The organism is Streptomyces sp. NPDC002306, assembly GCF_053593435.1.
Window position 1 is genome coordinate 231,915 of the sequence record NZ_JBSFCK010000006.1, and the last position, 13,056, is coordinate 244,970.

At 71.5% G+C, this 13,056-nt stretch carries 11 protein-coding genes; 4 read left to right on the forward strand and 7 right to left on the reverse strand.

Features of this window, described 5'->3' with window-relative positions:
• Positions 1–33: 33 nt before the first annotated feature.
• The 7 genes from ACWCQK_RS14970 to ACWCQK_RS15000 form a co-directional block, all read right to left on the reverse strand.
• The gene (locus ACWCQK_RS14970; protein ID WP_451155535.1) at positions 34–1,056 is read right to left on the reverse strand and encodes an asparaginase; all 1,023 of its coding nucleotides are present in this window, start codon (positions 1,054–1,056) and stop codon (positions 34–36) included.
• 44 nt (positions 1,057–1,100) lie between these two features.
• The gene (locus ACWCQK_RS14975) at positions 1,101–1,847 is read right to left on the reverse strand and encodes a FadR/GntR family transcriptional regulator (protein WP_451155536.1); all 747 of its coding nucleotides are present in this window, start codon (positions 1,845–1,847) and stop codon (positions 1,101–1,103) included.
• Between the two features lie 213 nt (positions 1,848–2,060).
• Entirely contained in the window at positions 2,061–2,897 is an 837-nt protein-coding gene (locus tag ACWCQK_RS14980) for an undecaprenyl-diphosphate phosphatase (protein WP_451155537.1), read from the reverse strand.
• A gap of 468 nt (positions 2,898–3,365) precedes the next feature.
• Positions 3,366–4,328 (reverse strand): SMP-30/gluconolactonase/LRE family protein, encoded by a 963-nt coding sequence (locus ACWCQK_RS14985; RefSeq protein ID WP_451155538.1) that lies wholly within the window; start codon positions 4,326–4,328, stop codon positions 3,366–3,368.
• A gap of 65 nt (positions 4,329–4,393) precedes the next feature.
• Positions 4,394–4,681 (reverse strand): ArsR family transcriptional regulator, encoded by a 288-nt coding sequence (locus ACWCQK_RS14990; RefSeq protein ID WP_451155539.1) that lies wholly within the window; start codon positions 4,679–4,681, stop codon positions 4,394–4,396.
• A gap of 190 nt (positions 4,682–4,871) precedes the next feature.
• Entirely contained in the window at positions 4,872–6,431 is a 1,560-nt protein-coding gene (locus ACWCQK_RS14995; protein ID WP_451155540.1) for a glycoside hydrolase family 53 protein, read from the reverse strand.
• A 102-nt stretch (positions 6,432–6,533) separates the two neighbouring features.
• Entirely contained in the window at positions 6,534–8,555 is a 2,022-nt protein-coding gene (locus ACWCQK_RS15000) for a beta-galactosidase (protein WP_451155541.1), read from the reverse strand.
• A 241-nt stretch (positions 8,556–8,796) separates the two neighbouring features.
• Between ACWCQK_RS15000 and ACWCQK_RS15005 the strand changes: the two genes are divergently transcribed.
• The 4 genes from ACWCQK_RS15005 to ACWCQK_RS15020 are packed head-to-tail and all read left to right on the forward strand — an operon-like array spanning position 8,797 to position 12,975.
• On the forward strand, positions 8,797–10,125 hold the full coding sequence (locus tag ACWCQK_RS15005) for an ABC transporter substrate-binding protein (RefSeq protein WP_451155542.1): 1,329 nt from the start codon (positions 8,797–8,799) through the stop codon (positions 10,123–10,125).
• Complete coding sequence (locus tag ACWCQK_RS15010; protein ID WP_451155543.1) at positions 10,122–11,048, forward strand: carbohydrate ABC transporter permease; 927 nt, start codon at positions 10,122–10,124, stop codon at positions 11,046–11,048. The genes ACWCQK_RS15005 and ACWCQK_RS15010 overlap by 4 nt, the downstream gene beginning before the upstream one ends.
• Complete coding sequence (locus ACWCQK_RS15015; protein ID WP_451155544.1) at positions 11,045–11,947, forward strand: carbohydrate ABC transporter permease; 903 nt, start codon at positions 11,045–11,047, stop codon at positions 11,945–11,947. Before ACWCQK_RS15010 ends, ACWCQK_RS15015 begins: the two co-directional genes overlap by 4 nt.
• Positions 11,944–12,975: a LacI family DNA-binding transcriptional regulator gene (locus tag ACWCQK_RS15020; RefSeq protein ID WP_451155545.1), complete on the forward strand. Its 1,032-nt coding sequence runs from the start codon at positions 11,944–11,946 to the stop codon at positions 12,973–12,975. Before ACWCQK_RS15015 ends, ACWCQK_RS15020 begins: the two co-directional genes overlap by 4 nt.
• Positions 12,976–13,056 lie beyond the last annotated feature (81 nt).

The window sequence follows — 13,056 nt, forward strand, 5'->3', positions numbered from 1 at the left end:
GCGCGCCGGCCGCTCCGCGTCGCGTGTCCTGGCTCAGACGGCTGAGTACGCGGGCAGCGTCAGTGGGTCGAGTGCGCGCACCGGCCTGACGCCGCCCACCGGCCGACCGCCCCCGAGCAGCGCCTCGCCCGCGAACTCGGCAAGGGCCGCCGGGTCGACACCCGCCCGGGCGAGGGCCGCCGCGGCGACCGGGACGCGGGCCCGGTTCGCGCCGTCGGCGATCTTGACCGCGATGGCGCGGCCGTCGGGGAGGGCGGCGACCTGGACGCCCTCGAAGCCGTCCTTGGCGAGCAGGCCGGGCACGGCCCGCATCAGCGCGGCCACGTCACGGCCGGCGCCTGAGGCCATCTCGGCGTGCTCACGCATCGCGTCCGCCACCCGCGCCTCCGGGGTGCCGGGGACGGCGGTGGTGATACGGGCGACCGCGCGGGCCAGGCCGTGCAGGGAGACGGAGAACAGCGGAGCACCGCAGCCGTCGACGCTCACCTGGGCGATGTGCTGTCCGGTGAGGTCCTCGACGATCTCCGCGATGGCCGTCTGGAGCGGATGGCCGGGATCAAGGTAACTGTCCAGGGGCCAGCCGTTGAGCCTGCACGTGTAGAGCATGGCCGCGTGCTTGCCGGAGCAGTTCTGGGCGAGCCGGGAGGGCAGCCTGCCTTCGCGCACCCAGGTGTCCCGCACGACCGGGTCGAACGGCAGGTCGGGGACGTTGCGCAGGTCGTCCTCGGTGACACCGGCGAGCTCCAGGATCCGCCGGGTACCGGCGAGATGGCGCTCCTCACCGGAGTGGCTGGCGGCGGCCAGGGAGAGCAGGTCGCCGTCGAGCGGGAGCCCGGCGCGCACCATGGCGACGGCCTGGACGGGCTTGATCGCCGAGCGCGGGTAGAAGGCGGCCTCGATGTCGCCGAGCTGGAGCCGGACCTCGCCGTCGGCGGCGAGGACGACGACGGAGCCGTAGTGGATGCCCTCGATCACCCCGCCGCGTATGAGGTGGGCGACGGGAGCGTGGAGGGGTTCACGGACCGCGGGGGCGTCCGCGAGACAACTGCTGTACATCACTGCCTGGATCGCTCGTGGGTGGACGGGGAGCGGCTCGCGGGTCACGTGCCGGCCCCGGTGGACTTGCGCGCGCCGGCCACGGCGTCGGCCTGGTGTGCCCGGCGCACGATGGCGGTGAGGCTGGTCTCGACGCGGTCGAGGTGGTGGGACATGGCCTCCACCGCGGCCCGCTCGCTGCCGTCGGCCAGTGCCTCGACGATCGCCCGGTGCTCGCGGTCGGACTGCTCGCGCCGGCCGCCCAGTTCGTTGAGGAACGCCGACTGGCGCGCCAGCGCGTCACGGATCTCCTCGATGACCCGGCGGAAGACCGGGTTCTGGGCGGACTCGGCCACGGCGAGGTGGAAGAGGGTGTCCATCGCGACCCACGCGGCGGTGTCCGTCTCCCGCTCCATGCGCTGCAGCAGCTGAGACAGGCGGTCCAGGTTCTCGGCGGTGCGGCGCCGAGCCGCGTACCCGGCGACCGGGATCTCGACGTGCCGGCGCACCTCCAGCAGGTCGCTGGCCGCGTAGTCGCCGAAGGTGGGGTCCTCGACGGCCCGGGCGATCACGAAGGTGCCCTTGCCGGTCCTGGAGACCGTCAGTCCCATCGTCTGCAGGGCGCGCAGCGCCTCCCGCAGCACGGGCCGGGAGACCTCGAGGGTGCGGCACAGCTCCGCCTCCGAGGGGAGCTTGTCGCCGATCGCGTAGGTGCCGCGCTCGATGGCGGAGCGGAGGTGGCCGAGCACCGCTTCCATCGCGCTGACGCGTCGCGGTGCCCCGCCACCTGTCTGGCTGTCTGACAGGTTCACAGGAACGATCCTGCGGCGGACGGGACGGCGATGTCAAGGCGGCGGCGACGGAGCCCGCGTGCGCGCGACCACCAGAAGCGCCCGGCCAGGAATGCCCCCGCAGGCGCGCGGCCGGAACACCCCGCCGGGAACGCCCGCGGGGTGGGAAGCCGCACGCCCCGGCTTCCCACCCCGCGCCGCACCACCGCCGCTCAGCGGTCGCTCAGCTCTCGCTCAGCTGTCGAGCACGCCCGTGGCCAGCAGACCGAACAGTGCCACGCCGATGACGATCCGGTAGATCACGAAGGCGTTGAAGGAGTGCTTGGCGACGAACTTCAGCAGCCAGGCGATCGAGCCGTAGGCGACCACGAAGGAGACGACCGTGCCGACGGCCAGCGGGGCGGCGCCGACGCCCGCGCCCAGGGCGTCCTTCAGTTCGTAGAGGCCGGCGCCGGTGAGGGCGGGGATACCGAGGAAGAACGACAGACGGGTGGCGGCCACCCGGTCCAGGTCGAGGATGAGCGCGGTGGACATCGTGGCGCCGGAGCGCGAGAACCCGGGGAAGAGCAGCGCGAGGATCTGGGAGCTGCCGACCAGCATCGCGTCCTTGAAGGAGGTGTCGTCCTCACCGCGCTTGTGGCGGCCCATCTGGTCCGCCGCCCACATCACGCCACTGCCGACGATCAGCGAGCCCGCGACCACCCACAGCGAGGCGAGCGGCCCCTCGATCAGCGGCTTGGCGGCCAGGCCCACCACGACGATCGGAATGGTCGCGTAGATGACCCACCAGGCGAACTTGTAGTCGTGGTGGTAGCGCTCCTCGCGGTTGGTCAGCCCTCGGCCCCACGCGGAGACGATGCGCACGATGTCCTTGAAGAAGTACACGAACACCGCGGCGATCGCGCCGACCTGGATGACGGCCGAGAAGCCGACGACGGCGTTGTCGTCGACGGGGATGTCCATCAGCCCCTCGGCGATCTTCAGGTGGCCGGTGGAGGAGACGGGGAGGAACTCGGTCACTCCCTCGACGGCTCCGAGGATGACGGCTTGGCCGACGGAGATGGCGCTCATGTAATCCGGAATCCAGTTCTGAGGAAATTGGTCGACAGTGCTGTAGACAGTCTTACTACGGCGGGGGCCTTCCGACCGCCTGCGCCCGCACTCCACGGGCGATTCACACCCTGGCGAACGCGCCGCCGAGGCCCGTCGCCGCGCTCGCGACGGCGTTGGCGGAAGCGTAGAGGCCCGCGCCGGTCCCGGTCGGCCGCGGCGTTTCGCGCGAGAAGGCCGAGTATGTCGTCAGGGCCTCGAACCGGCCGGTCGGTCAGGTGGCGCAGCGGGCGCCCACCATGCCGACGATGACCACCAGAGCCCAGTTCTCAACGACTTCTTACCTTCCCCGTCGTCCCCTATGACCGCTTTGTCAGCTTCGGCGGGTCAGTGCTCCCCTCCCGGCGTCACCCGTCACCCTCGAAGACCCGGAGGGGGCGGTACCCGCCGCACGCGGTGAACAGGGCCGGTCGACAGGGGACGCCGGGTTCATCGGACGGTCGGCGCCTCGCACACCGCGACGCCCCGCTCCCACAGACTGCCGAGGATCAGATGGCCATCGGCCTGACAGACGCTGGTGACCATGCGGAATCCGGAACGGCGGCGGCCGAGGTGGTGCAGCACCCGGCCGTCGTCGTCCACGGCGAGGACGCCAGCCGCTCCGATGGGACGGAAGGGTGCGCGCACGGCCAGGCCGGCCGCGGCGCGACGCACGGACGGCGCGGCGCGGTGGAGCAGGTCCAGCGGGGGCACCCGCGGTCCGGCCAGCGCCACCCAGATCGGTCCGTCGGGTCCGCCGCGCCAGATGTTGTCCGGCATGCCCGGCAGGTCCTCGACGAAGGGCTCGGCGTGGCCGGCCCGCGGTCCGGTGAGCCGGTAGCGGGTGAGCCGGCAGGCGCCGGTCTCGGCGAGGACCAGGGAGGAGCCGTCCGCGCCGAAGGCCAGACCGTTGGCGAACTGGAGCCCCTCCAGCAGCACTTCGGGCGTCCCGCTGCCGGGCGCGAGGCGCAGCAGCCGTCCCGTGCCGGTGTGTTCGACCAGGTCGCCGATCCACTGTCCGAGCGGGTAGCGGCGGCTGGAGACGGTGAAGTAGGCGGTGCCGTCGGGCCCGGAGACGACATTGCTGCAGAACCGCAGCCGCTCCCCCGCCACCGAGTCCGCGAGGATGCGGACGGTGCCGTCGTCGAGGTCGACGCGGAGCAGTCCGCGTTCCGCGTCGCACACCAGCAGGGAGCCGTCCGGCAGGAGTTCGAGGCCGAGGGGCCGTCCGCCGGTCTCGGCCAGCACCTCGACCTTGGCCGGCCCCGGGCCGGCCAGCCCGTCGAGGCGCAGGATGCGGCCGTCCTCGACGCCGGTGAGGACCCGGCCGCGGGCGTCGGCGACGACGTCCTCGGGGCCGCGGCCGCCGATGCCGACATACCGGACGGGTGCGAGAGCGGTGGATCGTCCCACGGGTACCTGGCCTTCGCTCGGGGAAGGAGCACGGCGACGCGGACTCCCGGGGTCGTTCCGGACGTTCACCAGCCCTTTTCGAACATGCGGGCCACCTCGGCCACCCGGATCTCGTCCCTACGGTAGTAGGTGCGGCGCCGGATCCGTCTGGTGCGCAGCAGGCCGATGCCCGCCAGCAGGCGCAGGTGGGTGTCGGCGACCGAGCGGCGTACGCCCATCTTCGCGGCGACGGCACCGGCGGTGACGCCGTCCTCGACGAGGTCGCCGTGCCGCTGAGGAGGGAAGTGCGCGGCGGGATCCTTGAGCCAGTCCAGGATGTCCAGACGCCTGTCACCGACCGGAGTCCTCAGCATCTCGTCCCCTCCGTCCGAGCCTCCTCGTACCGCGTGCTCCCCACTGTCGCGCAGTCGGGACCGCTTCGTCCGGGGCTTGGGCACTGCTGACCGATATCGAACGTCCAGCGCCGCGGGCCGGTCCGGCGGCGGCCGGCCGCGCGGAGACAGGCCCGGCCGCCGCCGAGCGGCCGGGCCCCGCGTCACGCGCTCAGCGGTGGCCGAACCACGCCATCGACGAGAGCGCCCTGTCGTCGTAGCCGAACAGCGCCTGGTTCTCCCAGCCGTTGCCGGACGTGGCGTCGGCCGGGTCCCAGCCGTTGCCGGTCACCGCGGTCCAGGTCGCCTCCCAGTAGAAGACGCCCAGGCCACGGCCGTTGGGCACGGCTTCCACGATGTTCGCCACGCTGTTCGTCCACGCCAACTGCCCGGCAGGCGTCGCCGGATAGCCGGAGACCAGCTCACCGGTGGTGTCGATCTGGTCGGGGAGCGAGTCGTCGCTGTCGAGACGGAAGGGGTAGGCCGTCTCGGCGACGAAGACGGGCTTGCCGTAGCGTGCGGCGACGTCGTCGAGGGTGGCCTGCGCCGCGGCGAGGGTGCCGTGCCAGTAGCCGTAGTACGACAGCCCGATCACGTCGTAACCGATGCCGTACGCGGCCGCGTTGTCGAACCACCAGCGGACGGTGGCGTCGTCGCCGGCGTTGGCCAGGTGCAGGGCGACCCGGGTGCCGGAGGAGACCGCCTTCGCCGCGCCGTAGCCGGAGTTGATGAGGCCGGCCAGCTGCGACCAGTGGTCGGTGGAGCCCTCGGACCACATCATGCCGCCGTTGATCTCATTGCCCACCTGGACCATGTCGGCCGTGGTGCCCTGCGCCTTCAACGCGTTCAACACGTCGTACGTGTGGTTGTACACGTCGGTCCTGAGTTGAGCGTACGAGTGGCCCGCCCAGGCGGCGGGCTTCGTCTGCTTGCCGGGGTCGGCCCAGGTGTCCGAGTAGTGGAAGTCGACCAGCAGCTTCATGCCCCGGGCCTTGACGCGCTTGGCCATGGCCAGCACGCGCGTCCTGTCGTTGTAGCCGTCGGCCGGGTTCACCCAGACCTTCAGGCGCGCGTAGTTCATCCCGGCGGACTTCAGGATGGCGAGCGCGTCGCCGGCGGTACCGGAGCCGGTCCGGTAGACGCCTCCGTAGGCCTCGCTCTTGGCGAGGGACGAGATGTCGGCACCCTTGATCGGCAGGCCGGTCGTACCGGACGTGAAGGTCAGGTCGTCGACATTGATCCAGTTGCCCGCGTTCGCGTCGCTGTTGACGCTGATCGTGCACTGGTTGTTCGTCACCTTGACCGACGTGACGATACGGATCCAGCTGCCGGACGAGACCGGGAGATCGGTGCGCTGCTCGGCGCTTCCGCAGTTCCTCAGGGCCAGGTAGGCGGAGTTCTGGCCGCCGCCCGAGCGGACCCAGGCGGTGAGGGTGTAGTTCCCGTCGGCCAGCCCGGACAGGTACTGATACGTCTCCACCTTGTAGGCGGTCGACGCGTACTGGCTCAGGCGGTGACCGCCGCCGTGGCCACCGGACTCGACGTACGAGGCGCCGGTGTCACCGTACTCGGACCAGCCGCCGGGCGTGGCCGTGCCGGTGCCGTCGGTCTCGAAGCCCCCGTTGGTGAGGGTGCCGGCGGCCTGTGCGCTCTGGGCGGGCGGCGTGACGAGGGCGAGCCCGGCGAGGAGCGGGAGCAGCAGGGCCCTGATGGTGCGTCTGGGATGGAACATCTTCGTTCGTCGTCCCTTCGACGTGGTGGGGTGGTGCGACGGGCGTGGGGGCGTACCCCTCCGGCCGCGCCTCACGGCTCGCACGGACGGAGGGGGGTCGGCTCAGCCGTCGAGGCGTACGACCCGGACGGCTCCCGCCGGGACCGCGAGGCGACCGGCGGCGCGTTCACCGGTGAGCAGCTCGGTGCCGTGCGTCTCGATCGGCACCTTGGCGTCCGTGGCGGTGTGGTTGATCGCGAACAGGAAGCTGCCCGGGTCGCCGGTGCGGCGCACGACCTCGACGTCGTGGGGCAGCTCGGCGCGTGGGGCGACACCCGCGTCCTGGGCGGCCCGGCCGAGGATCGTGTCGAGGCCCTGGGGGCCGAGGCGGGTGGAGACGTACCAGGCGGTGCCCTCGCCGAGCCGGTGGCGGGTGACGGCCGGGCGGCCCGCGGTCAGCCCGTCGGCGTACGTCCACACGGTCTCGGCGCCGCGCGGCACCACGAACTCCGTCCAGACGTCGCCGCCGAGTTCGCCGCCGTCGGGGCCGGTGAGCCGTACCGACTCGCCGGCCAGGAGGGGCGAGAACTCCTCGACGGTCAGGCCGAGGACGTCACGCAGCGCGCCCGGGTAGGCGCCTTCGTGGACGGCGTCGTGCTCGTCGACGATGCCGGAGAAGTACGACACGACGAGGGTGCCGCCGCCCTCGACGTACTCCTTCAGGTGGTGGCCGGCCGCCTCGGTCATCAGGTAGAGCGCGGGTACGACGACAAGGGGATAGGCCGACAGGTCGGCTTCCGGGTGGGCGAAGTCGACCGTGAGGTGGCGGTCGTAGAGCGCTTCGTAGAAGGCGTCGGCGCGTTCGCGCGGGTCGTGGTCCTCGCTGGGGCGCCACTGGAGGGTCTGCGCCCACCAGGAGTGCCAGTCCCACAGGACGGCCACGTCGGCCCGCGTGCGGGTGCCGCGGATCACGTCCAGCGCGTCGAGGCCGGTGCCGAGTTCGACGACCTCGCGCCACACGCGGGTGTCGGTGCCGCCGTGCGGGAGCATCGCCGAGTGGAACTTCTCGGCGCCGCGTCGCGACTGGCGCCACTGGAAGAACATGGCGCCCTCGGAGCCGCGGGCCACGTGGGCGAGGGAGTTGCGGGCCATCTGGCCGGGGGCCTTGGCGGGGTTGCGGGCCTGCCAGTTGACGCCCGAGGTGGAGTGTTCGAGCAGCAGCCAGGGGGCGCCGCCGGCGACGGAGCGGGCGAGGTCGGCGGCCATGGCAAGGTTGACGTGGGTGCGGCGGCCGTCGGTGATCAGGTAGTGGTCGTTGGTGACGATGTCGACCTCGCGGCCCCAGGCCCAGTAGTCGACCGAGTCGCACTGGCTGAGGGCCGTCATGAAGTTCGTGGTGACCGGGACGCCCGGCGCGAGGCGGTGCAGGATGTCCCGCTCCCGTACGAAGTTCCCGCGCATCGTGGCGTCGGCGAAGCGCCGGTAGTCCAGCGCCTGGCCGGGGTTGCCGACCGTCGGCGTCAGGCGGGGCGGGTCGATCTCGTCCAGGTCGCTGTAGCGCTGACCCCAGAAGGCGGTGCCCCAGGCCTCGTTGACGGCTTCGACGCCACCGTAGGAGTCCGCCAGCCAGTGCCGGAAGCGGGTGGCGCAGGAGGCGCAGTAGCAGGCCGAGACGGGGACGCCGTACTCGTTGTGCACGTGCCACATCGCCAGTGCCGGGTGCTGGGCGTAGCGCTCGGCGAGCCGGGTGGTGATGTCGGCGGCGGCGGCGCGGTAGTCGGGGTCGCTGTGGCAGATCGCGCCGCGCGAGCCGAACGCGTAGCGCGTGCCGTCGGCCGCCACGGGCAGCGCCTCGGGGTGCGCCCGGTAGAACCAGACGGGCGGCGCCGCGGTGGGGGTGCCCAGGTCGACGCGGATGCCGTTCTCGTGCAGCAGGTCGAGCAGTCGGTCGAGCCAGCCGAAGTCGTGGACCCCCGGCGAGGGTTCCAGGAGCGCCCAGGAGAAGATCCCGACGCTCACCATGGTGACGCCGGCCTCGCGCATCAGCCGGACGTCCTCGTGCCAGACGGACTCCGGCCACTGCTCCGGGTTGTAGTCCCCGCCGAAGGCCAGCCTGGTGAGGCCCCTGGGGGTGGTGTCCGGCATGGATCTCTCCCGTTTGAGTCGTTCATTTGGGAACGTGCACACACATGGATGACGGCGTGAGCCCAACATAACCGCACAGCAACAACCTTTGACAAGCGTCCAGGATGTTTCTCTACTGTGAACGCTCACAGAGCACGGCAAGGGCCCCCGGCTAATGGGGGCCACGCCATGTGAACGCTCACAGAAGCAGGGCGGGCGGCCCCCGCAGCAGGGCGGGGGCCCCAGGTCAGGGGAGAGATCCATGCCGAACACGAAACGCCGCCGGCTCCGCCGGGGTGTCGCCGTCACCGTCGCCGCCGCCCTCGGCGCCACCGCCCTCGCCGCCTGCGGCTCGTCGGACGACACCGGCGACGCCGAAGCGGGGCCGGTCTCGCTGACGTACTGGACCTGGACGCCCGGCATGGACAAGGTCGTCGACCTGTGGAACAAGGGCGCGGGCAAGAAGGCGCGGATCAGCGTCACGGTGAAGAAGCAGGCGTCCGGCGACACGCTGGTCACCAAGATCCTCACCGCGCACAAGGCCGAGCAGGCGCCGGACCTGGTGCAGGCCGAGTACCAGGCGCTGCCGACGCTGGTCAGCAATGACGCGCTGGCCGACATAGCGAAGGACGTCGGTGACGCGAAGAGCAAGTTCGCCGACGGCGTCTGGCAGCAGACCACCCTGGGCACGGACGCGGTGTACGCGGTCCCGCAGGACATCGGGCCGATGATGTTCTACTACCGCGCGGACCTGTTCAAGAAGTACGGCCTGACGGTGCCCACGACCTGGGACCAGTTCGCCGAGACCGCGCGCAAGCTGAAGAAGGCGGCGCCCGACACGGACCTGACCACGTTCTCCGCCAACGACTCCGGCCTCTTCGCGGGCCTGGCGCAGCAAGCAGGCGCCCGGTGGTGGACGACCTCGGGCGACAAGTGGAAGGTCGGCATCGACGACGCGGCGACCCGGAAGGTCGCCGAGTTCTGGGGCGGCCTGGTCAAGGAGGGCGCCATCGACAACCAGCCGATGTACACCCCGGCCTGGAACAAGGCGCTCGACACCGGCAAGCAGATCGCCTGGGTCAGCGCCGTGTGGGCCCCGGGCACGCTGACCACGGCCGCGCCCGACACCAAGGGCAAGTGGGCCATGGCCCCGCTCCCCCAGTGGTCCGCGAGCGACAACGTCACCGGCAGCTGGGGCGGTTCGTCCACCGCCGTCACCACGGACTCCCCGCACCGGGCGGCCGCCGCCGAGTTCGCGGCGTGGCTCAACACCGACAAGGAAGCACTGAACGCGCTGGCCAAGGAGGGCGGCATCTACCCGGCCCCCACGGCCGCCCAGCTCAGCGGCGCCTTCCTCACCCCGCCGGACTACTTCTCCGGCCAGGCCGACTTCTACACCGAGGCCGCCAAGATCGCCGAGACCACCGCGCCGTCCGCGTGGGGCCCGAACGTCAACGTCGCCTACACGTCCTTCCGGGACGCCTTCGGCGCCGCCGCCAAGAACAAGTCGGACTTCCTGACCGCCCTGCGCACCATGCAGGAGGAGACGGTGGCCGACCTCGAGAAGCAGGGCTTCGGAGTCGCTCGGTGACCAGCCCGGCGCGCCGGAGGGCGTACGGGGTCAAGGGGGCCCCGTACGCCTTCCTCCTTCCCGCGACGCTCCTCTTCTGCCTGTTCTTCGCGCTGCCCATCGGGTACGCCCTCTGGCTCAGCTTCCGCAAGGTGCGCGTCTCCGGGCTCGGCCTGGGGTCGGGCGCCCGGCGGGAGGTCTGGGCCGGCGTGGAGAACTACACCGCCGCCCTCACCGACGACGAACTGCTGGGCGGCGCGCTGCACGTGCTCGGCTACGGCTGCGTCGTCGTCCCGGTCATGCTCGGCCTCGCCCTGCTGTTCGCGCTGATGCTCGACACCGACCGGGTGCGGCTCGCCCCGTTCACCCGGCTCGCGATCTTCCTGCCCTACGCCGTCCCCGGCGTCGTGGCGGCGCTGCTGTGGGGCTTCCTGTACCTGCCGGACGTCAGCCCCTTCTCCTTCGTGCTCGAACGGCTGGGGCTGCCGCAGCCGGACCTGCTCGACGGCGGTCCGCTGTATCTGGCCCTGTCGAACATCGCCGTCTGGGGCGGCACCGGTTTCAACATGATCGTCATCTACACCGCCCTCCAGGCCATCCCGGCCGAGGTGTACGAGGCGGCCGAGCTCGACGGCGCCACTCCGCTCCAGACCGCGCTGCGGATCAAGATCCCGATGGTGGCGCCCTCGCTGGTGCTGACCTTCTTCTTCTCGATCATCGCGACGCTCCAGGTGTTCAACGAGCCCACCACCCTGAAACCGCTCACCAACTCCCTGCCCAGCACCTGGAGTCCGCTGATGAAGGTCTACCAGGACGCCTTCGGCAAGGGGGACATCCACGCGGCCGCCGCCGAGGCGACCCTGATCGCCCTCGTCACACTGGCGCTGTCCTTCGGGTTCCTGCGGACCGCGAACCGCCGCGACAAGCAGGAGGCAGCACGATGAGTTCTCTCGCCCTCGGCGAGGCCGCTCCCGCCGCGGGCACCGCCCCGGGCACCGTCCAGGGGCCGCCGCGCCGCCGTATCGCGCTGGTCCCGACCGTCACGCTGCTGCTCGGCGCGCTCTACTGTCTGCTGCCGGTGGCGTGGGTGGTGATCGCGTCCACCAAGTCCGGCAGCGAACTGTTCTCCACCTTCACCTTCCTGCCGGGCAGCGGCTTCGCCGACAACCTCGAGGATCTCGGCGCCTACCGCGACGGCGTGTACTGGACGTGGATGGGCAACTCCGCCCTCTACGCCGGCCTGGGCGCCCTCCTGTCCACGGCCGTCTCGGCGGTCAGCGGCTACGCGCTGGCGATGTACCGCTTCCGCGGCCGCGAGACGATGTTCGACATCCTGCTGGCGGGCGTGCTCATGCCGCCGGTGATCCTCGCCGTCCCGCAGTACCTGCTGATGGCGAAGGCCGGCCTCACGGACTCCCACCTGTCCGTGCTGCTCCCCCAGATCCTCTCCCCCTACGGCGTCTACCTCGCGCGGATCTACGCCACCGCCGCGGTCCCCTCCGACGTGGTCGAGGCCGGCCGGATGGACGGGGCGGGCGAGTGGCGGATCTTCACCCGGGTCGCGCTGCCGATGATGGTGCCCGGCCTGGTGACGGTGTTCCTGTTCCAGTTCGTGGCGGTGTGGAACAACTTCCTGCTGCCGTACATCATGCTCAGCGACGACGAGAAGTTCCCGGTCACGGTGGGCCTGTACACGCTCCTCGAACAGGGGGCGAACACCCCTGCCCTGTACACCCTGGTGATCACCGGAGCCTTCCTCGCCGTGCTCCCGCTGGTCGCCCTCTTCCTGGTCGTGCAACGGTTCTGGAGCCTGGATCTGCTGTCCGGGGCCGTAAAGTCATGACCATGAACAATGCGGGGGGCCGACGCAAGCCGCCGACCATCCATGACGTGGCGCGCGAGGCAGGAGTCTCACGGGGCACCGTCTCGCGTGTCCTGAACGGCGGCCACTACGTCAGCCCTTCCGCGCGGGAGGCGGTCGACGCCGCCATCCGCAGAACCGGCTACGTCGTCAACCGGCACGCCCGTTCCCTCATCACCGGACGCTCGGACTCGGTCGGCTTCCTGCTGACCGAGCCGCAGGAGAGGTTCTTCGAGGACCCCAACTTCAACATCCTGCTGCGGGGTTGCACACAGGCCCTGGCGGCGCACGACATCCCGCTGCTGCTGATGCTGGCGGGCACCGAGGACGAACGGCGGCGCATCGCGCGCTACATCACCGCCGGTCACGTGGACGGGGTGCTGCTGGTCTCCAGTCACTCCGGCGATCCGGTGGCGCAGGAGCTGTGCGCGGCGGGCGTGCCGCTGGTCGCGTGCGGCAAGCCGATCGGGCTGGGCTCCAAGGTGAGTTACGTGGCCGCCGACGACCGGGACGGTGCCCGCGACATGGTGCGCCATCTGCTGTCGCTGGGCCGCCGCCGGATCGGCGTGGTCACGGGTCCGCTCGACACCCCCGGTGGTGTGGAGCGCCTGGCCGGCTACCGGGAGGTGCTGACCGAGGCGGGTGTCGGCCTCGACGAACGGCTGGTCGTCTCCGGCGACTACAGCCGGGCCAGCGGCGAGGCGGGCGCCGAGCGGCTGCTCGCGGCGGCCCCGGACATGGACGCCGTGTTCGTCGCCTCCGACCTGATGGCCCAGGGGGTGCTGGCCACTCTGCGGCGGGCCGGCCGGCATGTGCCGGATGACATCGCTGTCGGCGGCTTCGACGACTCTCCCGCGGCGACGGCGGCCAGCCCCGCCCTCACCACCATCCGCCAGCCGTGGGACCGGATCAGCAACGAGATGGTGCGGGTGCTGCTGGCCCAGATCGGCGGCGAGGACCCGGCGGCGGTGATCCTGCCGACGGAGCTGGTCCGGCGGGAGTCGACCTGAGCGCGCGACGGCGGGGCTCCGCCGCGGCGCCGGTCCCGCACGGGGCCGTCGACAACAGGTCAGGATCGGAGAAGCCACCCG